The 23,349-nt window shown below is 68.4% G+C and carries 27 protein-coding genes; 13 read left to right on the forward strand and 14 right to left on the reverse strand.

Features of this window, described 5'->3' with window-relative positions:
- On the forward strand, positions 1-1,176 hold a 1,176-nt coding region (locus tag VFR64_02510; GenBank protein HET9488618.1), incomplete at its 5' end, for a M24 family metallopeptidase.
- Between the two features lie 8 nt (positions 1,177-1,184).
- Positions 1,185-1,691, forward strand: coding sequence for a nitroreductase family protein (locus tag VFR64_02515; protein HET9488619.1), 507 nt, complete (start codon positions 1,185-1,187; stop codon positions 1,689-1,691).
- A 3-nt stretch (positions 1,692-1,694) separates the two neighbouring features.
- On the opposite strand, the gene VFR64_02520 is transcribed toward VFR64_02515, so the two are convergent.
- Positions 1,695-2,558 carry an alpha/beta hydrolase gene (locus tag VFR64_02520; protein ID HET9488620.1) on the reverse strand — a complete coding sequence of 288 codons (864 nt, stop codon included), beginning with the start codon at positions 2,556-2,558 and terminating at the stop codon, positions 1,695-1,697.
- A gap of 99 nt (positions 2,559-2,657) precedes the next feature.
- Here VFR64_02520 and VFR64_02525 point away from each other — a divergent pair, with 99 nt between their 5' ends.
- Both VFR64_02525 and VFR64_02530 read left to right on the forward strand, forming a co-directional pair.
- Complete coding sequence (locus VFR64_02525; protein ID HET9488621.1) at positions 2,658-3,662, forward strand: amidohydrolase family protein; 1,005 nt, start codon at positions 2,658-2,660, stop codon at positions 3,660-3,662.
- A 7-nt stretch (positions 3,663-3,669) separates the two neighbouring features.
- Positions 3,670-4,107 (forward strand): nucleoside deaminase, encoded by a 438-nt coding sequence (locus tag VFR64_02530; GenBank protein HET9488622.1) that lies wholly within the window; start codon positions 3,670-3,672, stop codon positions 4,105-4,107.
- Positions 4,108-4,110: 3 nt separating this feature from the next.
- Here the strand turns inward: VFR64_02530 and VFR64_02535 are convergent, their stop codons facing one another.
- Together VFR64_02535 and VFR64_02540 are read right to left on the reverse strand one after the other, a co-directional pair.
- On the reverse strand, positions 4,111-4,596 hold the full coding sequence (locus tag VFR64_02535; protein HET9488623.1) for a DinB family protein: 486 nt from the start codon (positions 4,594-4,596) through the stop codon (positions 4,111-4,113).
- Between the two features lie 19 nt (positions 4,597-4,615).
- Positions 4,616-5,758, reverse strand: a complete 1,143-nt coding sequence (locus VFR64_02540; protein HET9488624.1) for a polymer-forming cytoskeletal protein — start codon at positions 5,756-5,758, stop codon at positions 4,616-4,618.
- Between the two features lie 91 nt (positions 5,759-5,849).
- Between VFR64_02540 and VFR64_02545 the strand changes: the two genes are divergently transcribed.
- The 5 genes from VFR64_02545 to VFR64_02565 all read left to right on the forward strand — a co-directional run bounded on the left by VFR64_02545 (position 5,850) and on the right by VFR64_02565 (position 10,597).
- Positions 5,850-6,677: an amidohydrolase family protein gene (locus VFR64_02545; GenBank protein ID HET9488625.1), complete on the forward strand. Its 828-nt coding sequence runs from the start codon at positions 5,850-5,852 to the stop codon at positions 6,675-6,677.
- 226 nt (positions 6,678-6,903) lie between these two features.
- Positions 6,904-7,404 carry a hypothetical protein gene (locus VFR64_02550; protein ID HET9488626.1) on the forward strand — a complete coding sequence of 167 codons (501 nt, stop codon included), beginning with the start codon at positions 6,904-6,906 and terminating at the stop codon, positions 7,402-7,404.
- Entirely contained in the window at positions 7,401-8,018 is a 618-nt protein-coding gene (locus VFR64_02555; GenBank protein ID HET9488627.1) for a hypothetical protein, read from the forward strand. The genes VFR64_02550 and VFR64_02555 overlap by 4 nt, the downstream gene beginning before the upstream one ends.
- Positions 8,019-8,180: 162 nt before the next feature.
- On the forward strand, positions 8,181-9,713 hold the full coding sequence (locus VFR64_02560; protein ID HET9488628.1) for an FAD-dependent oxidoreductase: 1,533 nt from the start codon (positions 8,181-8,183) through the stop codon (positions 9,711-9,713).
- A gap of 77 nt (positions 9,714-9,790) precedes the next feature.
- Positions 9,791-10,597 (forward strand): VTT domain-containing protein, encoded by an 807-nt coding sequence (locus VFR64_02565; protein HET9488629.1) that lies wholly within the window; start codon positions 9,791-9,793, stop codon positions 10,595-10,597.
- 83 nt (positions 10,598-10,680) lie between these two features.
- On the opposite strand, the gene VFR64_02570 is transcribed toward VFR64_02565, so the two are convergent.
- From VFR64_02570 to VFR64_02580, 3 genes are all read right to left on the reverse strand, one after another.
- On the reverse strand, positions 10,681-11,013 hold the full coding sequence (locus VFR64_02570) for a hypothetical protein (protein HET9488630.1): 333 nt from the start codon (positions 11,011-11,013) through the stop codon (positions 10,681-10,683).
- 77 nt (positions 11,014-11,090) lie between these two features.
- Entirely contained in the window at positions 11,091-11,264 is a 174-nt protein-coding gene (locus VFR64_02575; protein HET9488631.1) for an Hsp20/alpha crystallin family protein, read from the reverse strand.
- Between the two features lie 174 nt (positions 11,265-11,438).
- A complete protein-coding gene (locus VFR64_02580; GenBank protein ID HET9488632.1) occupies positions 11,439-12,572 on the reverse strand; it encodes a class I SAM-dependent methyltransferase in 1,134 nt (377 codons plus the stop codon).
- Between the two features lie 318 nt (positions 12,573-12,890).
- Between VFR64_02580 and VFR64_02585 the strand changes: the two genes are divergently transcribed.
- The 3 genes from VFR64_02585 to VFR64_02595 all read left to right on the forward strand — a co-directional run bounded on the left by VFR64_02585 (position 12,891) and on the right by VFR64_02595 (position 17,310).
- On the forward strand, positions 12,891-16,022 hold the full coding sequence (locus tag VFR64_02585) for an adenylate/guanylate cyclase domain-containing protein (GenBank protein HET9488633.1): 3,132 nt from the start codon (positions 12,891-12,893) through the stop codon (positions 16,020-16,022).
- 798 nt (positions 16,023-16,820) lie between these two features.
- Entirely contained in the window at positions 16,821-16,910 is a 90-nt protein-coding gene (locus VFR64_02590; GenBank protein ID HET9488634.1) for a hypothetical protein, read from the forward strand.
- Between the two features lie 10 nt (positions 16,911-16,920).
- Positions 16,921-17,310, forward strand: coding sequence for a response regulator (locus VFR64_02595; GenBank protein HET9488635.1), 390 nt, complete (start codon positions 16,921-16,923; stop codon positions 17,308-17,310).
- A 438-nt stretch (positions 17,311-17,748) separates the two neighbouring features.
- Here the strand turns inward: VFR64_02595 and VFR64_02600 are convergent, their stop codons facing one another.
- The 8 genes from VFR64_02600 to VFR64_02635 all read right to left on the reverse strand — a co-directional run bounded on the left by VFR64_02600 (position 17,749) and on the right by VFR64_02635 (position 22,864).
- The gene (locus tag VFR64_02600) at positions 17,749-18,363 is read right to left on the reverse strand and encodes a CBS domain-containing protein (protein ID HET9488636.1); all 615 of its coding nucleotides are present in this window, start codon (positions 18,361-18,363) and stop codon (positions 17,749-17,751) included.
- A 160-nt stretch (positions 18,364-18,523) separates the two neighbouring features.
- Positions 18,524-19,177: a hypothetical protein gene (locus VFR64_02605; protein ID HET9488637.1), complete on the reverse strand. Its 654-nt coding sequence runs from the start codon at positions 19,175-19,177 to the stop codon at positions 18,524-18,526.
- Between the two features lie 78 nt (positions 19,178-19,255).
- Positions 19,256-19,924, reverse strand: coding sequence for a Crp/Fnr family transcriptional regulator (locus VFR64_02610; GenBank protein ID HET9488638.1), 669 nt, complete (start codon positions 19,922-19,924; stop codon positions 19,256-19,258).
- A gap of 81 nt (positions 19,925-20,005) precedes the next feature.
- Positions 20,006-21,136 (reverse strand): putative sulfate/molybdate transporter, encoded by a 1,131-nt coding sequence (locus VFR64_02615; GenBank protein HET9488639.1) that lies wholly within the window; start codon positions 21,134-21,136, stop codon positions 20,006-20,008.
- A 76-nt stretch (positions 21,137-21,212) separates the two neighbouring features.
- Complete coding sequence (locus VFR64_02620; protein HET9488640.1) at positions 21,213-21,476, reverse strand: hypothetical protein; 264 nt, start codon at positions 21,474-21,476, stop codon at positions 21,213-21,215.
- 34 nt (positions 21,477-21,510) lie between these two features.
- Complete coding sequence (locus VFR64_02625; protein ID HET9488641.1) at positions 21,511-21,885, reverse strand: copper resistance CopC family protein; 375 nt, start codon at positions 21,883-21,885, stop codon at positions 21,511-21,513.
- 53 nt (positions 21,886-21,938) lie between these two features.
- Positions 21,939-22,535 carry a c-type cytochrome gene (locus VFR64_02630; protein HET9488642.1) on the reverse strand — a complete coding sequence of 199 codons (597 nt, stop codon included), beginning with the start codon at positions 22,533-22,535 and terminating at the stop codon, positions 21,939-21,941.
- Positions 22,536-22,582: 47 nt separating this feature from the next.
- Positions 22,583-22,864 carry a hypothetical protein gene (locus VFR64_02635; GenBank protein ID HET9488643.1) on the reverse strand — a complete coding sequence of 94 codons (282 nt, stop codon included), beginning with the start codon at positions 22,862-22,864 and terminating at the stop codon, positions 22,583-22,585.
- A gap of 251 nt (positions 22,865-23,115) precedes the next feature.
- Between VFR64_02635 and VFR64_02640 the strand changes: the two genes are divergently transcribed.
- On the forward strand, positions 23,116-23,349 hold a 234-nt coding region (locus tag VFR64_02640; protein HET9488644.1), incomplete at its 3' end, for a hypothetical protein.

A 23,349-nucleotide genomic window follows, 5' to 3' on the forward strand; every position in this document is an offset into this window, starting at 1 on the left:
GATCACCCGCGCTTTGCCGAAGAGGAATATGCACGCCGCTACGCCGACGTGCGCAGGCGCATGCGGGAACGGGGGCTGGACGTTCTCGTCCTGTACGGTGACTCCGGAAGCCAGGGGAGCAACCACGCCAACATCAAGTACCTCTCGAACTACCAGGACCCCGTCGCCAGCTACCTGGTCTTCCCGCGTGAGGGCGAGCCCGCGCTCTACATCTCCAACCGCCTCTACCTGCCCTATGCCAGGCGCATGAGCGTGATTCCCGAGACCGACGCCGTCGACTACGATCCCGCGGGCAAGGTGGAGCGGCGTCTCCGCGAGCTCGGTCACGACAAGGGCGCGATCGGGCTGGTGGGGTTCCGGGGCATCCTCCACTCCTCGCTGCCCTACGGCCCCGTCTCTCACTGGCACAAGACCCTGGACAGCGCCTCCTTCGCCGATGCGACGGATCTTGTCGCCGAGGTGCGGGCGGTCAAGAGCCAGGCCGAGCTGGTCTGGTTCCGCCGTGGCGCCGCCCTCACCGACATGGCCTTCGAGACGCTGGAGAAGAAAGCCCGGGCCGGGATGACGGATTTCCAGTTGGCCGCGCTCATCGCGGGCTCCTACATGCCCCACGGAGGCGGCCCCAAGCTCATCTTCGTCGGCTCGACGTCCATGACCCGGCCGCACCTCATCTTTCCCAACCAGTTCCCCAGCCACCGCAAGGTCCGCAAGGGCGACATCATCCTGACCGAGCTGTCCGCCGACTACGAGATGCACGCGGGCCAGGCGCACCGGCCCATCGCCGTAGGCACGAAGCCCACCCCCGTCTACCAGAAGCTCTTCGAGGTGGCCGTGGAGGCCCACGACCGTATCCTGAACACGCTCCGGCCCGGGGCCACCGAGGAGGACGTCCGCCGGGCGGCCTCGGTCATCGTGGAATCGGGTTTCACGACCTTCGACAGCACGTTCCACGGCTGGGGACTCCTCATCGAAGACCCCCGCGTGGACGTGGCGGCCACGCTCATCAGGCGGCCACAGGGCAAGATCGTCTTCCAGGAAGGCATGCTGATGGTCATCCAGCCCAACGTGGTCACCGCCGATGGGACGCGCGGCCTCCAGGTCGGCAACCTGGTCGAGATCACGCGGACGGGCGCCCGTCCCCTTCAGAAATACCCGATGAAGTTCATCCGGATCTGAGGCATCGGGTGGACACCGTCGAGGCCGTTCGCACGCTGCTGGCCGTGCGGAGCTACCAGGACAAGCCGGTGCCCGACGCGGTGGTCCGGCGGATCGTCGAGGCGGGACGGCTCACGGGCAGCGGGATGAACCGGCAGCCCTGGCACTTCATCGTGGTCCGCGACCGCGAGACGCTGCGCCGGCTCGGCGCCCTGGCCTCGAGCGGGCCGTATGTCGCCCAGGCCCCGCTGGCGGTCGTCGTGGCCACCGACAAGAGCCGGTTCGCCGTCTCCGACGCCAGCCGGGCGATCCAGTCCATGCTGCTGACGGCGTGGGCCGATGGCGTGGGCTCGAACTGGGTGGGCTTCGGCGGGCTCGAGCGGGTGAAGCTGCTGCTCGACATCCCGGCCGGCCTCGAGGTGCTGGCGATCCTGCCGTTCGGCTATCCGGCTCGCCCGGTCGGACGGGGCAAGAAGCAGCGCAAGCCGCTGGGCGAGGTGGCGCACCTCGAGCGGTACGGGCGCCCGTTCGAGTGACCCTCAGGCGCGCCCCGCGGCGTTCCCGTGGCGCGCGATGAACCGCTTGACCATCTCGTGGGCCCGATCGGTCTGCGGCCCCGGCCTGGCCACCCATTCGTGCTCGCATCCCTCGAAGACGTGCAGCTCGCACTCGCCGCCGGCCGCCCGGTACGACGCGGCGAACTTCTCCTGCACCGCCGGCAGCACGTTGTCGTCGAGCGCGCCCTGCATGATCAGCAGGGGGGGCAGCGTCGCCGCCTCGCGGCGATCGAGAATCTGCTGGGGGTTGGCCTCGAAGATGGTCGCCCAGGGCCGGAAGTAGGTCTCGTTGTTCTTGATCATGCCCTCGCGCTTCATGCGCTCGGCCTGCTGGTAGCGCGCGTAGGTGTCGCTGATCGGGGAACGCGTGGCCACGTAGGCCACCGTCGCGTCGACGGTCGGAGCCGCCAGCAGCGGAATCGTGGTGTAGGCCTCATAGCGCGGGCGCAGGGCCAGCAACTGCGCGACGTGGCCGCCGCTGGAGCTTCCCAGCACTCCGAGGCCCGCCGCGCCGCCATTCCACTCGGCCGCGCGCGACTTGAGCCAGCGGACTCCGTAGTTCGCGTCCTGGACCGACGCGGGGTACGGGGCCTCCGGGGCCAGCGTCATGTCGATGGCCACGACCAGCACGCCGCTCGCCGCCACCGCCCGGTCCATCGGCTCGTTGGCCAGGCGGTCCTTGCTGTTCCACGCGCCACCGTGCAGATCGAGCAGCGTCGGGAACGGTCCCACGCCCTGCGGCTGATAGAGGCGGGCCAGCAGCATGCGGCCGCTGACTGCGCGCCGAAACTCGACCTCGCTCACCTTGACCTCGAACGTCGCCGCCGGATCGTACGCCGTCGTCATCAGGGTCCTCCTGGTACGCCGATAGTATTCCACCGCTGAGGCACGCGCACGCCGTTCCGGGTTGACAGTTGTCCATTGACGCTCTACGGTTCTCTTCCCGTGGCCCGACCCGTCATCGACATCCACACTCACGTCATGCCGCCCGACTGGGACGACCTGGCCAGAAAGTACCACGCGCCCGGCTGGCCGTGGGTCCGGCCGGAGGCCAACTGCAGCGCCATGATCATGCTCGGGGACCGCGAGTTCAGGCTGGTGACCGAGCAGTGCTTCTCCGCGCCCCGCCGGTTGGCCGATATGGACGCCACGGGAATCCGGCGGCAGCTCATCTCGCCCATCCCCGTCCATTTCTGCTACTGGGGCCCGCCGGCGGCCACGGCCGAGTTTGCACGGATCCAGAACGACTTCATCGCGGAGACCGTGGCCAAGAACCCGGGACATTTCATCGGCGCCGGCACCGTCGCCATGCAGTCGCTCGAGCATGCCGTGCCCGAGCTGGAGCGCATGAAAGCGGCGGGCTTCCGCGCGCTCGAGATCGGAACGAACGTCAACGGCCGTGACCTGGACGATCCGGAGCTCGTCGAGATCCTCCAGGCCGCTGCGGAGCTGGGGCTGGCCGTCTTCGTCCACCCGTGGAGCGGGATCGGCGAGGAGCGGATGCGCGCCTTCTACCTGCCCCACATGGTGAGCCTGCCCGCGGAAACCTCGCTGGCGATCAGCCGGCTGATCCTGGGCGGCGTGCTCGACCGTCTGCCCACGCTGCGGATCGCCTTCGCTCACGCCGGCGGCAACTTCGTTCCGCTGCTCGGGCGCATCGACCACGGCTTTGCCGTCCGGGCCGAGGCCAGGCGGGTCATCAGCCGGCCCCCGAGCGCCTACCTCCGGCGGCTCTATTTCGATTCGATCACCCACGACCCGCGGCTGTTGGAGCTCCTGTGCGAGAAGGCCGGCAGCGACCGGGTGATGCTCGGCAGCGACTATCCCTTCGACATGGGCGTCGAGCGCCCGCTCGAGCAGCTCCGCGGCGCCCGGCTCCGCGACGACGACGTCGACGACATCCTGTTCCGCACGGCGGAATGCTTCCTGGGCCTCGAGGGCGGCCGCTGAGGGACTGATGGACGACTTCATGAAGGCCGCCATCGCCGAGGCGGAGGCCGGGCTGGCCGAGGGCGGCATCCCGATCGGCTCGGTCCTCGTGCACGACGGGCGGCTCGTCGGCCGGGGCCACAACCGCCGCGTGCAGCGGGGCAGCGCCATCCTCCACGGCGAGATGGACGCCCTCGAGAACGCCGGCCGCCTGCCCGCAGCCGTGTATACGCGCAGCGTCCTCTACACGACCCTGTCGCCGTGCGCCATGTGCTCGGGGACGATCCTGCTCTACCGCATCCCGCGCATCGTCGTCGGCGAGAACGTCACGTTCAAGGGCGAGGAGGATCTGCTGCGGGACCGGGGCGTGGCCGTGGACGTCCTCCAGGACGCCCGCTGCATCGAGATGATGCGCCGGTTCATTCGCGAGCATCCCGCCCTCTGGAACGAGGACATCGGCGTGTGAGGATCAGCGGCGCCGCCAGGCCGCGAGGTTGTCATCGATCTGGCGGGCGTGGATCTCCAGGTGCTCGGCGTAGATGCGGAGCCAATCCTCGGCGCCATAGCGCCCGGACTCGGTGTGCCGCCCCTCGCGCGCCCAGGCCTCATCGGGCAGGCGCCTGAGGAGCGCCACGGTGTTGGCGCGCACCGCCTCCACGGTGGTGAGCGCGAGATCCAGCGGATGGGCGTGGTAGTCCAGCTGGCGGGCCCACGCATCCTGGTCGTAGCCGACGATGAGCGGCTCCTTCTCGACGACGAGATAGCGGATGCGAAGCGCCGCGTTGCTCTCCGAGTCCGCGCAGTGGCACACCACTTCGTGCACCGACCACTCGCCCGGAGCCGGACGCCATTTCAACGCCGGCTCGGGCACCGTCGCGAGCGCCGCCCGGAGCCGCGCCGGGCCCGCTGCATACCGTCCGATCAATCCTTCCCGCTCAGCCCGGTCGAGTCCCATCGCTTCTCTCCCTCTTACGTCAGGATCGCGCCTCCGCCCAGCGGCGGAAGACCTCCTGCGTGGCGGCTCCCAGCCCGATGACGACCGCCAGCCAGGCGAGCATCCATCCGACGATCGGAACCGTGCTCGCCAGCCCGAGGACGATCAGCGCGACGACGAGCCAGAGCACGCGCCGGCCCGTCGTGAGCTCGGACCCTCGGGCGCTGAGGCGCGCCCCGAGCTCCCCGACAAAAACTGCCGTGGTCAGATAACCCACGATGAGGAGCACCGGGTAGAGAGCGGCAAGCGTCAAGCCAAGCGGAAGCCCGATGATCGTCGCGATCACCAGGACCGCGACGAGTGGCATGACGACGAAGATCAGCAAGCCCAGGCCCAGGCTTTTCCAGAAGTGGGTCCTGATCCGCCAGCCGGCCGAGACCATGAAGCCGGGCACGAGCAGCAACAACACGACGGCAAACAGGATCAGGCCCACGAGCAAGACCACGCGCGCCACCCCGAAGAACGCCCGCCCGGCCTGCTCGGCGCGCGCGGCCGCCTCGAGGCGTCGGTGAGTCACGCGGCCCTGGATCTGCGCCCCCGGATCGATCTCCGCCGCATCGGGGCTGGTGTACGTGAGATTGCCCCTGATCCGGGCGGTGGGCAGGATCTCGATGGTCCCGGCGGTGATCTCGACATCGCCGTCGACGGCGCCGGCAAGCCTGACCGATCCCGCGGCCACCCGCAGCCCGCGTGCGAGCTGGCCCGCCACGGTCACGTCCCCGCCGGCAAGCCAGGCGCGGCCACCGACCCTGGACTCCGGTGCGAGCGTCACTGTCCCGCCCACCGCGACCAGGTCCCGGCCGACCTCGCCGCCGACGATGAGGCTGCCACCGGCGGCCCGAACATCGTCTCCGACCCGGGCGGTGAGGTTCACCGAGCCCCCGGCCACCGCGATGTCACCCTTGACGACCTCGCGAATCGTGATCGTGCCGCCCGCCACCACGAGGTCACGCTCGGCCTCGGCAAACACATCCACCGTGCCTCCCGCGACATACGCGTTGTCGGTGAGCTTGCCGCGGAGCACGACGGTGGTTCCGGCCTCTTGAGCGCTCGTGGGGCAGACCGGAAAGGCGAGGAGGATGAAGCCGAGAAGCCCAATGAATTTGCCTGCCGCCCCCTCCATGCCTCACTCCTCACGCTTATGCGCGCACGTGACAGCACGAACAGTGTACCGTTGACGTGAAGAGCGGCGCCTTCCGTCGGGGGTGTAGAGCGTGACGGCGATCGTGGATGCGCACACGCATCTTCTGCCGGGCCGACTGGCCCAGAAGGTGCGGACATTCCTGGAGAGGCATCTTCCCGGTCCCCTCGTGTACCCGCTCGACCACGAGGCGGTGCTGGAGCAGCTTCATGCCGACGGGGTGCAGGAGGTGTGGTCGTTCCCTTATGCCCACCGGCCCGGGGCCGCGCGGGCGATGAATGAAGCCAGCGCCGAGACGCAGCGGCGGTTTGCCGGGGGACCTGTATCGGTCACGGCAGGCGCCACCGTGCACCCTGGCGACGACGATCCCGCCGGAATCGTCGCCGAGGCCCTGGACACCTTCGGGTTGAAGCTCCTCAAGCTGCACTGCTCGGTTGGCAATTTCCGGCTGGACGATCCACGGCTGACCGTGGTGTGGGAGCTCGCGACCAGCCGGCGTCTACCGGTGATCGTGCATCTCGGAAAGGCAATCTCCGGCCACACCGCGGCGGACGACATCGCCGAGTTCACGTGGGTCCTGGACCGATATCCCGAGATGCGAGTCGTCCTGGCCCACTCCGGTCATAACGCCGGGTCGGTCGCATGGAGCCTGCTCGAGAGGTATCCTAACCTCTATCTCGACCTCACCCCGGTGGTCAACGAGCCCGTTCCGCTCCCGCCGTCGAACCCCGGCCGCCTGGCCGGCCGTCTGCTCTTCGGCAGCGACGCGCCGAATACCGCGATACCGGTCGGTCGCCAGCTGAAGCGCCTGCGCCGGCTCGCCCTCGACCCGGCCGCCGAGGCCGAAATCCTCGGGGGAACAGCCCGCCGGCTGCTGGCCCAAATGCGCTCCGACGGTTGAATGAGCGAGCTCGCGGAGCGCAGCCGCGAAACCTCCGCGAGGGGCGTCCTGCGCGTCCCGAAAGCGATCCAGCTCAAACACGCGGTCGCGGCGCCGGCAAGGACGAGCCGATGACTGCCGACGTAGACTATCTCGGCAGAAAGGCTACCCCCTGACCAGGATGGGTCGTCTCCGCCTCGTGGTGGCCGCGCTCGGCGTGATGGCCTCGGTTGAAGGCTGCGCGTCGATGCCGAGGCCGCAGGAGCGCGCCGCGAGTCCGGAGACCCTCGCGACGCTGGCCACTGCGCCACAGATCATCGTCGTCCACTACCATGACGTGCGCCCGGAAGGCGAGTACCCCGGCGCCTTCTTGAAGAGCGTGAGCGGCGCCCTTGTCGCGCGGATCAAGGCCCGATTTCTCGGCGGCGTGCGCGAGCGACTGTCCCCGACCGGCGTGCGGGACGTGACGACGCCGCGCTTTCCCTATCGCGAGCCCGGCGTGGCCGTCGACGAACCGAGCGTCGCGAGACTCCAGCGGACCTACCGCACCGGCTACGTCTTCGACTTCTACGTGCCGTGGCGGTACATCCCAAGCGACGGCAACGTGACGGTTCAGGCCCGGCTGGTCCGTCTCGACGATCTCGCCGTCCTGTGGGCCCGCCAGTGCACCTTTCTCCCGGACTCGGCGCGAGCCGACCGCTGCGCCGACGATCTCGTGGTCGATTTTCTGACCGGCGCGTCGTCGTGACGGCGCAGCGCGTGGTGGCGCTCACCGCCGTCGTCGCTGCGCTGATATCCGCGTGCGTCTCGCTGGAGTCGGTCGAGACGACCCGCCCCGCGATCGGGCCCAAGAGTGATCTGTGGCCGTGGCTCGAGGCGCCCGGCGTCCGGGTCACGGCGCACGCGCGCCACGCCCGGGTTGCGTCACAGCTGGTCGGGCCCGGTCTCATCGTCCCGCTCCCCATCATCCCGATTCCGGTGCGGAACGACGAGCCCGGCCGGCACTTCTGGATCGACGTCGGCATCGATCCCGAAGGCGAGGACTTCACCCTGGACGTCCGCCGGGTCCGGCTTCACCTGCCGAACCGTACTGCGCTCGCGCCATCCGTGTTCGTCGGCCCCGTGATGTTCGATCTCTACCAGAACCACTGCGGCCCCTATCGAGAGCCCGAACGCATGCCGGCGGTCATTGCCATGACCGAGCTCGTCTGCGTCTCGCTTCGCTTCGACGCCGCGCCCCCACCGACCGACGTGAAATTCTCGCTTACCCTGGACGGTCTGACGAACCGGGGCGAACCGGTGGCGCCGCTGCCGATCCCATTCGAGCAGCGCCGCTTCCGGCGACTCCTCTGGGAGCCCTAGCGGGCGCTTCCTCGGTTGCTTCCGCCTCAGCTCTTGTTGGAAAAGGGGGCGGCCGCATCCGGAGCATCCTTGTTCGACTCGACGGTTCCACCGGGGCCGAGGCCGTACCCGAGAGGTATCTTGATAGGCGGGTAAACCCGTAGCCCGCATAGGAGAGATGACATGAGTGACCAGGCTCCCAGCCCAGGCGGACCCGATCTCGTTGCCGGCATTCCGGCGGACTCGCTGCAAGAGGGCGTGCCGCTGCTCGGCGTCGTCGAGGATGACGCCGTGATGCTCGTGCGTCGTGGTGCCGATGTCTTCGCCATCGGGGCCACCTGCACGCACTACGGTGGCCCCCTGGCCGAGGGCCTGGTGGTCGACGACACCGTGCGCTGTCCATGGCACCACGCCTGCTTCGATCTGCGGACGGGCAAGGCTCTGCGGGCCCCCGCCTTGAACGCCGTGTCGAGCTACGAGGTCATTCAGCAGCAGGGCGCCGTCATCGTCGGCCCGCGGAAGAAGATTCCGGCGCGCTCGCGCGCCTCATCAGTCGGCGCCCCCTCGGCGGTTGCCATCGTGGGAGCCGGGGCGGCCGGAAACAGCGCGGCGGAGACGCTCCGCCATCTCGGATTCGAAGGGTCCATCACGCTGATCGACGCGGACGAGTCTGCGCCATACGATCGCCCGAACCTGTCGAAGGACTACCTGGCGGGAACCGCTCCAGAGGAGTGGTTGCCGCTGCACCCCCGTGCCTACTACGACGAGCTAGCGGTGGAACTGGCCCTCGGGCGAGGAGTGGTTGCGCTCGATCCCGAAACCAAGCGCCTCACGTTCGACGACGGCACGACGCGGAGTTTCGGAGCGATCATCCTGGCGACCGGTGCTGAAGCCGTGAGACTTGCGATCCCTGGCGAGCACGGCCTCCCCGTGCACTACCTCCGCACCCTGGCCGACTGCCGGCGGATCATCAAGGCCGCCGAGGCCGCCCGCCGGGCCGTCGTGCTGGGGGCGAGTTTCATCGGGCTCGAGGTGGCCGCCTCGCTCCGTCACCGAGGACTCGATGTGCATGTCGTCGCTCCGGGGACGCGCCCGTTCGAGCGCGTGCTCGGTACTCAGCTCGGCGACTTCATTCGGGCGCTCCACGAGGCCCACGGTGTCGTATTCCATCTGGGCCAGATCGCACGCGGGATGGAACAGGGCCACGTCGTGCTGCAGAATGGTGAACGGCTTGCGGCCGACTTCGTCGTGGCGGGAGTCGGTGTCCGTCCGGCTGTGGCGCTGGCCGAGCGGGCCGGGCTGGTGGTCGACCAGGGGGTCGTCGTTGACCGCCACCTGGAAACGTCGGCGAAGGGGATCTACGCGGTCGGCGACGTCGCGCGTTGGCCTGACCCCAGAAGCGGCGGCAACGTCCGCATCGAACACTGGGTGCTCGCCCAGCGGCAGGGACAGTCGGTGGCCCGGACCATCGCCGGGGAGCGAGCGCCTTTCGCGGACGTTCCGTTCTTCTGGAGCCAGCACTACGACGTGGCGATCAATTACGTCGGGCACGCTGACAAGTGGGATGCGATCGAGATCGATGGGAGCCTGGAACAGCGCGACTGCACCGTGCGGTACCGACGCGGGGGCCGAGTGCTCGCGGTGGCCACAATCGGTCGAGACCGGGAAAACATGGAGACGGAGCTCGCAATGGAGCACGAGACCGCAAGACCATGAGGTCGCAAAGCCATCGCCGACCGCTCCCCGGGACCGGAGCCCGCGGGGAGGACTGAGGAGGGCTGGGGAGACCCCGCGTGGATGAGGCCGCCGCGTATCTGCTCCAGCACGGCTACGTTGTGCTGTTCGCCTGGGTGGCCGCGGAGCAGTTCGCTCTACCAGTCCCGAGCGAGCCGGTCCTCCTCGCCGCGGGGGCGCTGGCCGGCGCGGGGTTGCTCAACCTCCCGTTCGTCATCACCGTGGGAGTCGCGGCCTCGCTGCTCAGCGACGTCATCTGGTACGAGATCGGTCGTGTCCGGGGGAGTCAGGTAACGCGCCTGCTGTGCCGAATCTCGCTCGAGCCGGACTCATGTGTGCGGCGCAGCCAGGAGCTGTTCGCCCGATACGGCGGACGGTCGCTCCTGGTCGCCAAGTTCGTGCCGGGTCTGAACACCGTGGCGCAGCCGCTTGCGGGCATCCTTGGAATGCGGCGTTCGCGGTTTCTCCTGGTCGATGCCCTGGGCGCGTTGCTGTGGACCGGTGCGTACGTGGGGCTGGGCTACCTGCTCAGCGACTACGTCGAACGCGTTGCGGCCTACGCCCAGTTCCTCGGCCCCTGGCTGTTTGGTGTCGCGTTCGGAGGCCTCGCGCTCTATATCGCAGGCAAGTACATCAGACGCCAGCGCTTCATCAGGCGCTTACGGATCTCGCGAATTACCCCTGTCGAGCTCAAGCGCAGGCTCGACACCGGCGAAGCGCTGATGATCGTGGATCTCCGTCACTCGCTGGATTTCGACGCTGATCCCGTGGTGGTCCCGGGAGCCCTGCATCTGAGCCCGGAAGAGCTCGAGCAACGCTCGCAGGACATCCCCCGCGACCGAGAGGTGATCCTCTACTGCACGTGACCTAACGAGACCACCAGCGCCCGGGTGGCGCTGCTGCTGAGGCGCCGTGGCATCCGGCTCATCCGTCCTCTTGCCGGGGGCCTTCACGCCTGGCGAGAGGGAGGCTTCCCCGTCGAGGCCGTGACGGCGAAAGGGGCGAAGATGCCCTTGGGCTGAAGTCCGTCGCTACGACGTGAGGCTCGCCTCGAGCCTGATGTCGGTGCCGGCGAGCGCCTGGGAGACAGGACAGCCCTTCTTGGCGGCCTCGGCCACTTCGGGAACTTCGACTGATCGATACCCGGAACTTCGGCGCGTGTCCTCAGGAGGATGTTCGTGATCTTGAACCCGTCACCGACCTTTTCCAGCGCGACGTCGGCCGTGGTCGCGATGCGGCGAGGCGAGAATCCGCTCCCGCCGAGCGCGGCGGCCAGCGCCATCGAGAAGCATCCCGCGTGCGCCGCGCCGATCAGTTCCTCGGGATCCTCCCCCCGCGCCCACGCCCGCGGCACGACGATCACGCGGCGAGCGAAGGCTGCTCGACGCGGATGGGGACCGTCCGTCCGTAGGCGATCCCACGGAGCCAGTAGTCCTCGTCAGAAATCTGCTCCGAGGCCTTCCGCTCGCCGGAAATCGGCAGCGTGCGGCCCCGGGCAGTGACGCGGGCGTCGCCGGGCTCGACGCCGCGCAAGCGCGAACATACTGCCACCTCCCTTTCGATCTGAGTTTGACCGCCGACCAAACTCGAAGAGCCGGGATCCAGCCCGCCCCCCCGGGGAGTTCGGAGGCGCGTCAGGAGGCCCTGCCCGTCCTCGTCGACGAGCGCGTCGTGCAAGGCCCGAACCGTGGGGGCTGGCCCCGGCAATCAGGCCCGTGTCGCGCGCGGTTTCCAGCCCCGGACGAAGGCGAGGCCCCGGTGCCCGGTCGGCCCGCTTTCCCCTCGCTCGAACCCCGCCGCGCGGAGCAGCGCGCGCAGGTATTCCGCATGGTCGGAACCCGTCCGGATGCGCAGCACGCAAAGAAGATGGCCGAGGGCGCCCCGCGGCGTGGCCCCGAAATCGACGGCCACCAGGCGCCCTCCCGGCTTGAGCACTCGGCGGATCTCGCCGAACCCTCGGCTCTTCAGAGCATCGGGCAAGTGGTGGAGCATCAGGCTGCCGAGCACGACGTCGAACGAATCGGCCGGGTACGGCAGCGATTCGATCACCCCGACGTCGAAGCGCGCCCTGACCCCGGCCTGGTCGGCCTTCCGCCGCGCCAGCGCGATCATCTCCGGGGCCGGATCGATGCCCGCCACCGCGCCCGACGGGCCGCCGGCGCGTCCGGCCATGATGGCCAGACGTCCGGGACCGCAGCCGACGTCGAGAATCTGCTCCCCCACCCGAATCGCGGCGAGATCGACGATCGTCCGGTGCAGCGCGGCCAATTGCCCGAAGGACAGCAGGCTCGTGCCCAAGTCGTAGAGCCGCGCCCAGCGGATGGTCTTGCCTTCCGTCTGCGGCGTCGGCCTTTCCTGCCTCCGATGGTCGTGCGAGCGCATCGCGGCCATGGAAGGCCCAGCGTACACCCGGCCGACCGGTTCCGACTCAGCCTCAACCGCCGGCCGGCCTATGCCTGACGGCAGATTGACCAGCGTCCGGGTTCCGAGTACCGTCAGCCCCCACTCGCGAGATGGGAGGCCCCTATGAAATTTCGACTTGTGGTCCTTATGCTCGGCATCAGCCTGGTCGGGCATGCCGTCCAGGGGGTGGTGGTGTGGACGGATGCCGCACTGATCGAACAGGTCAGACTGGACGTGGACCGGCTCGTTGCCTCTATTCGGCCATTGCAGGCTCGCCATGATCGCGCGGTGCGGGCCGCCGATGAACTCTCGGACCAGCTGAAGCAGTGTCGACTGATGCACATCAAGCAGGCTCTCCGCATCGAGCGATAGACCGCCTCGATCTCGGGTCGCCGGGGCGGCTGCGCTACGACGCGCAAGGCGAGCCCCCTGCGTCATCCTGCCCATGGGCCTGAAATTGGCCAAGTTGGCTGCCTTGACCGCCTCTTTGGTCAGGGGCTACTCTGCCACCCGCCAAGCCATGCGGTGCAGCCGCTGCCAGGCCGAGAACCGCGAGGGCCTCAGATTCTGCGAGGACTGCGGCGCTCGGCTGGCTGCCACCTGCCCTTCCTGCGGCGCTGAGGTAACGCCAGGTAAGAGGTTCTGCGGCTCCTGCGGGGCGCCAGTAGCCACAGCCCAGCCAGAAAGCCGCTTCATTTCGCCCCAGACCTACACCCCCAAGCACCTCGCCGAGAAGATCCTCAGTCGAAGGCGGCGCTGGAGGGCGAGCGCAAGCAGGTCACCGTCCTCTTCGCCGACCTCAAGGGGTCGATGGAGCTCCTCGCCGACCGGGACCCCGAGGAGGCCAGGAAGATCCTCGACCCGGTGCTGGAACTCATGATGGAGGCGGTCCACCGGTACGAGGGCACGGTCAACCAGGTCATGGGGGACGGGATCATGGCGCTCTTCGGCGCGCCGCTGGCCCATGAGGACCATGCCGTGCGAGCGTGCTACGCAGCGCTTCGGATGCAGGAGAGCGTGAAAAGGTATGCGGACGAGGTGCGACGCGCTCACGCGGCTGTGGTGAAGATTCGTGTCGGGCTCAACTCCGGAGAGGTCGTCGTGCGGGCCATCGGCAGCGATCTGCACATGGACTACACGGCGGTCGGCCAGACGACGCACCTAGCTGCGAGGATGGAGCAGCTCGCCGATCCCGGTGCGATCGTGATCACGCCAGAGACACTGGCGCTGGTCGAGGGCTACGTCGAGGTGAAGGCGCTGGGCACGGTGCTGGTGAAGGGGTTGGCCGACGCGATGGAGGTGTACGAAGTGACGGGGGCGGGCCTGGCCCGGACCCGCTTGCAGGCGGCCGCCCGCCGCGGACTGACGCGCTTCGTCGGCCGCGACGCCGAGCTGGAGCAGCTCCGCCGCTCTCAGCAGCTCGTTGCTAGCGGTCATGGCCAGATCGCAGCCATCGTCGGCGAGGCGGGGGTGGGCAAGTCGCGCCTCGTCTATGAGTTCACCCACTCGCATCGCCTGCAGGGCTGGCTGGTCCTCGAGAGCGCCTCGGTGTCCTACGGCAAGGCCACCGCCTACCTGCCGGTCATCGAGATGCTGCGCGGCTATTTCGAGCTCGGCGCCGGCGACGATGCGCGCCGGATGCGCGAGAAGGTCACCGGGAAGCTGCTGGCGCTCGACCGCACGCTGGAGGCGTCGCTGCCCGCCCTGCTGGCGCTGCTCGACCTCCCAACCGACGACCCGTCGTGGGAGGCGCTGGCGCCGCCCGAGCGACGCCCGCGCACGCTGGAGGCGGTGAAGCGCTTGCTCCTGCGCGAGAGCCAAGTGCAGCCGGTGCTCCTGCTCTTCGAAGACCTCCACTGGATCGATGCCGAGACCCAGGCCGTCCTCAACGCGCTCGTCGAGGCCCTGCCGGCGGCGCGTCTCCTGCTCCTCGTCAACTACCGGCCGGAGTACCGGCACGGCTGGAGCGGCAAGACCTATTACCGCCAGATCCAGGTCGAGCCGCTGGCGCCCCAGAGCGCGGAAGCCCTGCTGGATTCCCTTGTCGGACGTGATGCCCGCCTGGGACCGATGAAGCGGCTGCTCATCGAGCGGACCCAGGGGAATCCGTTCTTCCTGGAGGAGAGCATCCAGGCCCTGGTTGAGATGGGCGCCCTCGCCGGCGAGCCCGGCGCGTACGCTCCGCCGCGAGCCGCCGCCGACGTCCGTGTGCCCCCCACCGTGCAGGCGGTGCTGGCGGCCCGCATTGATCGCCTGCCCCCCGAAGAGAAGCATCTCCTGCAACTCGCCGGGGCGATCGGCAAGGACGTGCCGCTCGGCCTACTCCAGGCCGTGGCCGGCTTGCCCGAGGAGGTCCTCCGGGCCCGGCTTGCTCGACTTCAGGCCGGTGAATTCGTCTACGAGGCGAGCCTGTTCCCCGAGGCCGAGTACACCTTCAAGCACGCGCTCACGCACGAGGTCGCCTACCAGGGGCTCCTGGTGGAGCGCCGGCGCGAGCTGCACGCGCGCATCCTGGACGCGATGGAGGCACTCTACGCCGACCGGCTCACGGAGCACGTCGAGAGCCTGGCGCGCCACGCCCAGCAGGGTGGACGCCCGGAGCGCGCGGTCTGCTACCTGCGCCAGGCCGCGGCGAAGGCGATCGCCCGCTCGGCGAACCACGAGGCGGTGGCGTTCTTGCAGGGGGCGCTAAGCGGGCTGGCCGAGCTACCGGCGACGGCGGACAGGCTGAACGAGGCGCTCGACATCCGGCTCGACCTCGGTCCGGCGCTCATCGTGACGGCCGGAGGAACGGCGCCCGAGACCCACGCAGTCTATGCGTGCGCGCGCGAGCGGTGCGAGCAGATCGGCGACAGCGCCCGGCTCTTCCAGGCCCTCTGGGGCCTCTGGTACACGAGCGTCAATCGCGGCCAGCATCGCGAGACGCGCGCCCTGGCGCAACGGCTCCTGGCGGCCGCTCGCGACGCCGGCGACTCCATCCTGCTCCTGGAGGCGCATCACTCCCTGTGCGCGACGCTGTTCCAGCTCGGAGAGCTATCCGCAGCCCGGCCCCATTTCGACGAGGGCCTCGGCCTCTACGACCCCCGGCGTCATCGGGCGCTGGCCTTCCGCTACGGCGGACACGACCCGGGGGTCTGCACTCGCAGCCACCTCAGCCTGACGCTGTGGGCCCAGGGGTACCCCGACCAGGCCGTGCGATGCAGCGAAGAGGTCCTTGGCCTGGCCCGGGGGCACGGACATCCGCCGAGCACGATCATCGCGTACTTCATGGCCGCCGAGCTCCGCGGCGACCGCGGAGAGCACGATGCCGCCGCCCAGAGGGCGGAGGTGGTGGCGGAGCTCTCGTCGGTCCACGGCCAGATGTCGTATCTGGACCGGGCATCGACGCTCCTGGGGGCGCTGCGAGTGGAACCCGGGCCAGGCGACGATCTGCCGGCCCGGCTCGCGCACGCCCTGACAGCGGCTCGGAGGGGAGGGTGGAACTGGAGGGACCTGTGGGCGCTCGCCCGCCTCATGGTCCTGTGCGGCCGGGCCGGTCACGTCGACCAGGCGCTGGCCGCGCTCGCCGAGATTGCCGCCGGGCTCCAGCCCCCCAACCTCTACGAGGGCGAGCTTTATCGCCTGAGAGGGCAGCTGCTTGAGCGCCAGACCGGCGCCGATCCCACCGAGGCTGAGGCCGCCTTCCGCCGAGCTGCGGAGATCGCGCGCGCCCGCGGGCACAAGTCGTTCGAGCTTCGCGCGGCCACCGACCTCGCGCGCCTGCTCGGCCGGCAGCAGCGTCGCGATGAGGCACGCAGGGAACTCAGCGAGATCTACACTTGGTTTACAGAGGGCTTCGACACGGCCGACCTGAAGGAGGCGAAGAGCCTCCTCGATGAACTGGCGTGAGGCAGACACGATGAGGAAGCCTTGGCGCTGTCTTGGCCCCGGCCTCCGTGAACCGCTTCCGGTTCCTTCCTGAGCAAGTGGCAAGCGTACTCACAGCTCCGGTGGCCAGACGTCGACTTGAGGAGTTGCACTGCCTGTGGCCAACCTTGGACATCGCTGGGCCGCCCCGGAAGTGTCGTTGCGGCGAGGGCTTCGTTGCACTCGAAGATTCGTTGACCAGTTCCGGTGCAACATGAGCCAACGCGCCGATAGCCATCGACACGAGATATCAGCAGATACGAAGCCGTCTAGCTCTCTCCGTCTTGGTCCCGCGATTGCTGCGCGCCTTACCGTGACGGACGCCGCGACCTGCGCCGACGAGAGCGGGAGCCGCTGCAGGCGTTCTGCGGTCCGGGCGTACTGGGTAGGTTTGTCGGTGACCGACACAGATCTTGTTGCTATTTTGCTTAAGGCCCTCCCGGGGAAGGCCTTCTGCCCACCCTGCCTCGCAATCATGATGGGCGAGCCGATTGACGCAATTCGCGCCCTCACCAAACGCTTGCGCACCGAGGACGGGTTCACCAGAAAGGTTGCGGGCTGCTCAGGTTGTGATCAGCAGCGCGCAGTATTCGGGCACTCGCTAAGGCGATGAGAACTGGCGATCGGGTACGTGGCCAGATAACACCCATGCTGCTACGGTCGACGCCAGTCAGCGGCGCGCTGGGAGACTCACCCACCGGTCAGTAGGCCAGCCATGTTTGGTCGCGGCGGGCATGAGCTCGTCATCGTATCGTTGCCCTCGGGAGCTACTTCCTGCCAATGATGATCGCCATGGCGCGGGACCATCCGAGCCACAGCGCGATCGCGGCGCTGAACCTGCAGGGCGGCTGGACCCTGACGGGGACCTGACCGAGCGACGATGGCCGAGCAGCCACCCCTTATTCTGATCATTGACGACAATGCCGATCACAGCGAGATCTATGCCCTGTACCTGCGTTCGGTCGGCTTCCGGGTCGTCGCCGCCGCCGATGGGACGAGCGGCGTCGGACAAGCGCGCGCCCTGCGCCCCGACGTCATCCTCTTGGATCTCTACATGCCAGGTCTCAACGGATGGCAAGCGTGCCGCTGGTTAAAGGCGAGTGTCGAGACGGCAACCATCCCGGTCATCGCCCTTACGGGGCACTCGGTGGAGCAGGCTGGGCTGGAAGCAATGAAAGCCGGGTGTGACCGGTTCGTCGCCAAGGGATCAGACCCGGACCGCGTCGTCCAGGTAATCCGTGAGGTGCTGAGCGAGCAGATTGGCGGTTGACGTCGGACCGTCTCGCGAATACAAGCGGACCTTGAGAACCATTGACCTTTGTATGAATGTGGCGGTATCGTTGCGGTGGAGTTTGGTGTGCCAGGCGCGATCCGCGCAGAGATCGTTGGGTTCCTGCGGAGCCACCCCGGCGCAATTTGCTCGCCGTGCATCGCCACCGCCCTCACCATCCCGCTTCGTCAGGTCGCTCTCACAACGCTTGGCTTGGGTAACGGCGGGGGGTTTTTAATGGAGGCTGATAAGCCCTGTTCGAGGTGTCGTAGCCCGAGGCGCGTCATACGGGCTCGGCCTGAAGCGCTTCCATCGTCTGCTCCAGGTGGTTTTCGAGATGTCTGAACAGTTCGTTGCCTTCTGCGCGCGCTGCAATGAGGGGACAGCGCTCCCGCGATACTGAGCGCTGCCCCTCTGCGCTGACATCTCTAGGCGGCTCTATGCCGCGCGGGCAGACCGTCTCGACACCTCTTGCGCGGTATGCAAGGTTTCCTTTTCCTCCCGCGAACGCAGCGCCAGCGAACCGAGAGTCACCATCCCTACCAACTGGTCGTTATAGTCGACGACGGGAAGCCGGCCCACCTGGCACTCGGCCATGACCTCCATCGCCTCCTCGAGCTGAGTGTCCGGGCGGGCACAGATCGGCTCCGTTGACGCGAACTCGCCGACCTCCGTCATTGTGGGGTCGGCCCCCTCAGCGAGGGCGCGTACAACGAGGTCACGATCTGTAATCACACCGGCCAGCTTGGTGTTAACGACAATCGGCAGGATGCCGACATTGTGATCACGCATCAGTTTTGCTGCCTCGGCGAGCGTCGCGGACGGATCGACGGCCACAATGTCACTCACCATGAGATCTTTCACCTTTATCGACCGCAGCACCGGCCCTCGCTCCCTCACGAACCAGGCGGTCGCCAGCCCAGCAAGCGCCGGGATAGCAACAGCGACGAGCGGCCACATCCGTGTTGCGCCGTCGTGTGGTGCCCTCCATTTCGCGGTGACCGGCGTTGGCAACCACCGCTGCGCGATGGCTCCATAGACTGTTCTAGCCATACTGACCTCCTCATCGCAGCGTAGACTTACGCGCGGATGCAATACGGGGGCCGGCCAGGACGTCTGGGCCACGATGCTGCCGGGCTGTGCCTCCGCCAGGACCATCGTGCCGAGCACAACCGCGATCAGTGAGTTCTGGCGCCCCGCATGGGTCGCCTCCTCAGTGCGAATGACCGGCCATGGCCTCGCCCTTCGCCATCGCCAGGTGGTGGGGCTGGTGGTGCGCCCCCTGGGTCATCAGGCCCGCGAAGCCGAGCCCCCGAAGGCGCGCGACGAGCTTCGCGTCATCCGGCCTCTTGGCGGTCACCGTCAAGCGGATTCCGTTCGGAATGGACTCTGTCCTGGCCGCCCACGCCGGCATCCGGTCGAGCTCGACCCCGTGCGGCACGACCATGGCCCGAATTGCCTGCTCCGTGCGGCCGGTGCCGGTGACCTCCATGGCCAGGCCACCGGGGACGGGCGTTTGCCGGACCGCGGACCGCAGCACGACCTCGTTCATGTCGATGAGATGCTGACGGAGGCGCTCGATGTCGACCTTGTCCCATTCGGTGGCGGGATCGGCTTCGAGGATCCGGACGATCTCGGCGATGGCGCCAAAGGCGTCCTGACCTGCCATCGTGGGCCCACTATCGTCCATTCTGTGCATCAGCCGCATGTGCTGTGCGTGCATGTCCGCCCCGTGCGACGGCATCGACCCGTGGTCACGAGGCTGGCCGAGCCGGGAGGCGGGCGGATGCTGGGCGAAGACGGTGTGCGTGAGCACCGCCCCGCCCAGGGCGATGCCGAGCGTGATGGCCAGACCTGCTCTCCACATGATTCCCTCCTGTCGGAACGATCACCCGCCAGTATGGAGAGCCAGGCGGAGCCAATCTATGACTTAGGTCACACCACCTCAGCCCCGCCCCGGAGCCTCATCACCTCGGGCGAGCGCGGCGAGACGCGCGGGATCGCGGATGGTGACACGCGATCGGTCGCGCGCAATGACCCCACTCTCCTCGAGCTGGGAGAAGGCGCGGGCGACCAGCTCGCGGACCGTGCCGAGCCGCGCCGCGAGCTGCGCGTGCGTGAGCGTGAGCTCGATACGGGCACCAGGCGTGATGGGCCCGGCGATAGCCGTGCCCAGGTACCGGGCGAGCCGCTCTGTCACCGGACGAAAGGCCAGGTCGCTGACGATGCCCGCGAAGTGACGGATCCTGCGGGCCATCGTCTTCAACATGGCCAGCGCCACCGCCGGCTGCCGGTGACAGAGGCGGACGACCTCAGCGCGCGGGATGAAGAGCACGCGCGAGGGCGCCGCGGCCACCGCCGAGGCGATGTAACCACCCCCGTCGAAGAGCGGCCCCTCGCCGAGCGTGGCGCCCGGTCCTTCCGTGTGAAAGATCTGCTCGCGGCCCCTCAGGGAGATCTGCCGGATCTCGACACGCCCTTCCGCGACGACAAGGAGGCCCCGGCACGGCTCTCCCTCTTCAAAGAGAGCATCTCCGGAGCCCAGATCCCTCGTCGTACACTGTGCGGCCAGATGACGCAGCTCGGAGGCCGGCAGGGCAACGAAATATGGCACCCGCCGAAGGACTTCCGCGCTCGCCCCACGGGGTTCCGCTCCCGCCCTGCCCTTCCGAGCGATTCGCCGCTTGCGCACGGATCAGAGGCGAACGATTCCTCGCCGCGTGGCGTGGTGGAGCAGCAATCCCGCCAGATAGGCCACCCCCATGTTCCACAAGGCCACGCCTGCGGTGACGACCAGCACCGTGCGCTCGCTACGCGAGAACATCTCGTCGTTGATGCCGACGGCCAGCTCGATGCCGCCGAAGAACAGGATGACTCCGAGCACCGGCAGGGGGAACAGCCGGAGTACCGTGGAGACCGAGTCGGCGAAGAACAGCGCCCCCGCGAGCAGTAACACACCCAGGATCACCAGCGCGCCTCCCGTGCGAGCGCCGAACCTGATATGCCCCGCCATGCCGCCCGCGCCCCGGCACATCGGCACCCCGCCCAGCGGCGCCGCCACCAAATTCATCAGGCCATGATCGAGCGCGAGCAGACGGACGCTGATCGGCCGGTGCGGGAACAGCGCGTTGTGTTCCTCGGCGGTAGCGATGACGGCGTTGCCCAGGGTCAAAGCAGCTTGAGGGACAGCCAGTACGAAGGCGCCGGTGAAAATCTCCCGCCACGACATCAACGGCACCTGGAAACTGGGCAGCCGAAAGCCGGGAGCGAGGCTGCCCAGGTCGCGGATGAGCGTCGGATCGAGGCTCAGGGCAGCCGCAGCACCGTAGGCCAGCAGGATGAGCATGGCCGGGATGCGCGGCTGGCCGAGAAGGAGGAACGTCAGGAGCACCGCCGGGACCGCCACCAGCGGTCCCTGGTACATGAAGCTGACGCCTTCCAGGATGAAGCTAAGCCCTAGCCCGAGCACGATCCCTCGCACGACCGGACGGCTGGTCACCGCCGCCAGCCAGGACACGGCGCCGCTCAGGCCCATGCCCAGCCAGAAGAGGCCGGTGACGACGGCGGACGCAAAGATGGCGCCTGGCGTGACCAGCTGGGGTTGCGTGACGGCGACGGTGGCGATGGCCTTCATGGGCTGAACCGACATCGGCGTGCGGAAGTAGAGGCCCGTTGCCATCGCCAACAACCCGAATCCCAGGAGTACGCCCTGGGGGTCGAGTCGACTAATGGTGATGTAACCCACGACGAAGGGGACGAGGGTTCCAAGATCCCCGAAAGCCCCGGCGAATTCCGACCGGTTGAAATCGTTGCCGACGAGTCTCATGAGGCCCCGCCATTATGCTATGAGAGACATAATAGGCTCAAGGTAGGCTCAAGCGGCTAGCTGGACATCAGCTCGCCTACCTCGGGTGGCGGCTCGGCGGCTGGCCGGGCTCGGCACTCGCTACGAGCGCCAGCCAGGCGAGGGACGAGACGAGACCCACCAGGCAGCACCACGACGCCGTGCGCAAGATCCTGGCGTCGGACCGCTCCAGCAGGTCGCGGTCGGGGCCGGCCTGCCCGGGCGATGCGCGGAGGACGAGGAGCGAAAAGCCGAGCGCCCCCACGAGGCCGACCATCGCTGCCAGGTGGATCGCTCGCACCAGCGCCAGGGCGACCGTCATGCTGGCACGGGCTCCATCGCAGCTCCGACGAGGCTCATCTGGGCTCGCGGATCGTGAACGAGAACTCGCTCTCCACGATGTGGCCGTCGACCGACAGCACCCGATACCGGACCGTGTAGGTTCCCGGCGCCAGCGGTGCGACGCCGACCGAGAGTCGCTTGGGATCGTCCGGGCCTACGCGAACGTCGCCGGCGTCGACCTGTCGGCCATCCCCGTCGACCACGGTCAGCCTGGAGAAGGCCGCCTCCAGGCGCTCGTTGAACCAGAGCTGCACCTCGGTCGGCGCTCGCACGAGAACCGCCCGGCGAGCCGGCGACGACTTCACCAGGTAGGCATGGGGCCAGCCAACCTCGGGCGCCAGCAGGAGCACCGTCACGATGGCGGTGACGAGTCGGGAGACCCGCCTCACCGTCAGCCCTCCGCCGGCGCAGCAACTTAAGGCCCCGCCCGCCAGCCGCCCCATCAGTGCCCTTTCGGTTGCCCTCCGTGCGGGGGCGCCGGCGGCGCATGCCCGCTTCCACCCGAAGGCGGATGTTTGTGCTCGCCTTTGAGGCCCCGCATGTAGGCGACCAGGTCGATCAGCTCCGCGACCGTCAGGCTCTCCCGGTAGTCGGGCATGATCGAGAGCCCGTCCGGCCCGGTGTGACCAGGGCCCGTGACGATGACGGCGTTGGGATTCATGATCGACTCCAGGAAGTACTGGGAAGGGTGGTGACTGCCCATGCCCGTCAGGTCGGGACCCGCGTCCCCCGCCCCCTTCGCGGCGTGGGGGAAATGCTCACCCTTGATCGCGTGGCACTTGTAGCATTCGAGCTTGGCGAAGACCTCCCGCCCGGCCCCGGGGTTGCCGAGGGGCACCGTGAGTCGCCAGCCCGGCGGGACGCCTCCGTGCTTATGCAACTCCTCCATCGTGATGCGAACGGGCGCCTTCCGGTGCTCGTGGGGCGGCGTGCCGGGCGTGTGGGCGTGGTCATCTTTGTCGGCGTCCGCACCGCCGACGACGAGCGTCGCCGCTGCCGCCAGCGCCAGCCCGGCGCCGAACGCTCTGTGGATCCTCATGCTGATCTCTGCCATCAAGCGTTGCTTCAACTCCATCTTGCACCTCCTCACGGCCGCGCGGGCGGCTGGCCGACGGCGGCCGCTGGCCGACCGGCGAGGGCGACCTCGTAGAGCAAGGCGCCACGCTGCATGAGGCCAGCGACGATCTGACCGTAGAACTCCGTCATCGGATTGCCGCCCGTGTCCGCGGCGAGCGTGAACTGGTCGCGGCTCCCCTGGCCGACATATCGGCGGGTGAAGTCCCGATCGAGGAGCGGCTCGAGCCAGGGATAGGTTTCCTCTGTGAGCTCCACGACGCGGGCGCCGCGGATCGTGCCGTCGGGCCCCACGCCGACGGCGCCGAGGTCTGGGCCAGCAGCGGGGCTGACGCTGGAGTCCGGACCTCCTTGCGCAGCGTCTCGGCTTCCGAGGACACCTGCGCCAGGGCGGAGCGAGCACCGATCACCCCCGCGGCAAGCGCAATGACACTCCCGATGAGTAAGGACACCAAGGGCCCGATGGTCCTGGTCATAGACACCCCCGTGAGCGGCAGAGCGGTCCACAAAAGACACCGCTTCCGCTCGACTGAAACGGTTGGACGATGGCCTACGAAACCGGGCGGAGGACGCTAGACGAGCGGAGGAGCGCGGGGACTCTCAGCGCTGCGATCGGCAGCCTGAAGGACCTCGGCGACAGCTGGCGGGACATCGGCGCGCGTAGCCGCCAGGGGCGGCAGCAGCGCGGGCGGGTCGGCCTGAGCCTCGGGCGTCTGCTGGCTCTGTGCGAGATGCTCGCATCGTGGCTGACCATGCTCATCGCCGTCGAAGAGGTGATG

Source organism: Candidatus Methylomirabilota bacterium (assembly GCA_035709005.1).
In the GTDB taxonomy this organism is placed as follows: domain Bacteria; phylum Methylomirabilota; class Methylomirabilia; order Rokubacteriales; family CSP1-6; genus 40CM-4-69-5.